The 1,028-nt window shown below is 50.6% G+C and carries 1 protein-coding gene; it reads left to right on the top strand.

What is annotated here, in order from left to right:
* Positions 1 to 43: 43 nt before the first annotated feature.
* A partial coding sequence (locus AB1555_20210) for an ISL3 family transposase (protein ID MEW6249002.1) occupies positions 44 to 1,028 on the top strand: 985 nt, incomplete at its 3' end.

Below are 1,028 nucleotides of genomic sequence, written 5' to 3'. Positions count from 1 at the left end.
TGGGACTATACAAGATATAGTGGTTTAAGTATTCTATAGAGTTATGGACGATAAAGCACTTTTTACGAAGGTATTGGGAATCAAGCTGCCCTGGTTTGTTGGTCAGGTGATTATGGACGAAGCGGAGGAGCGGATCGATATTTACCTGGATCACGAGCAGGATATACGGGTCAGATGTCCAGAGTGTGGGGAGTTTTATGGCCTGTACGATCATGCTCCGGAACGTGTGTACCGCCATTTGGATACGTGTCATATGAAGACCTTCATCCATGTACGGCCACCACGGGTAAACTGTCCTCGGCACGGGGTGAAACAGATCACCTCGGAGATTGGAGAAAACGGCTCCGATATGACGTATGCCTTTGAGAGCCGTGTCATCCGCGTAGTTCAGGAGTGTAGCATTGAGGCGACGGCACGACTTTATGGATTGAGCTGGGACAGGGTCTGGAATGCTTTGGAGCGAGCGGTTAGTCGCGGACGTGTACGCAAGGAGCATCGGATACCTCAGCGTATCGGAGTGGATGAGAAATCGATAGCCAAAGGGCACAAGTACGAATCGTTGGTGTACGACATTGAGGCGGGGACGGTGGAGTTTGTCTGTGATGATCGAGGGCAGGAGAGTCTTGAGAGCTACTATCGGCAGTTTACCAAAGAGGAACTGTCCAATATTAAGGCTGTGGCGATGGACATGTGGGATCCCTACATTGCGGCAACCAAGGCGTATGTGCCTGATGCGGACAAGAAGATCGTCTTTGATCGATTTCACGTAATGAAGCACGTTTTGGAGGCGGTGGATGCGGTCAGAAAGAGCGAGCATCGTGAGCTTTCGGAAAGTGGAGAACAGACTCTGAAGGGGACCAAGTATCTGTGGCTGTGGAGTGAGGAGAATATTCCTCAGTGGCGGCGGCAAGAGTTTGAGGCATTGCGTGCACAAGACCTGAAGGTGTGCCGGGCATGGGCAATCAAGGAGAATCTGCGTCATCTGTGGGACTATCGGTATGAGTCTCATATGAGAAACTATTTTCATC

The sequence above is a fragment of the Nitrospirota bacterium genome (genome assembly GCA_040755395.1).
Taxonomy (GTDB): domain Bacteria; phylum Nitrospirota; class Nitrospiria; order Nitrospirales; family Nitrospiraceae; genus DATLZU01.
This window is presented reverse-complemented; position numbering and strand designations above follow the sequence as displayed.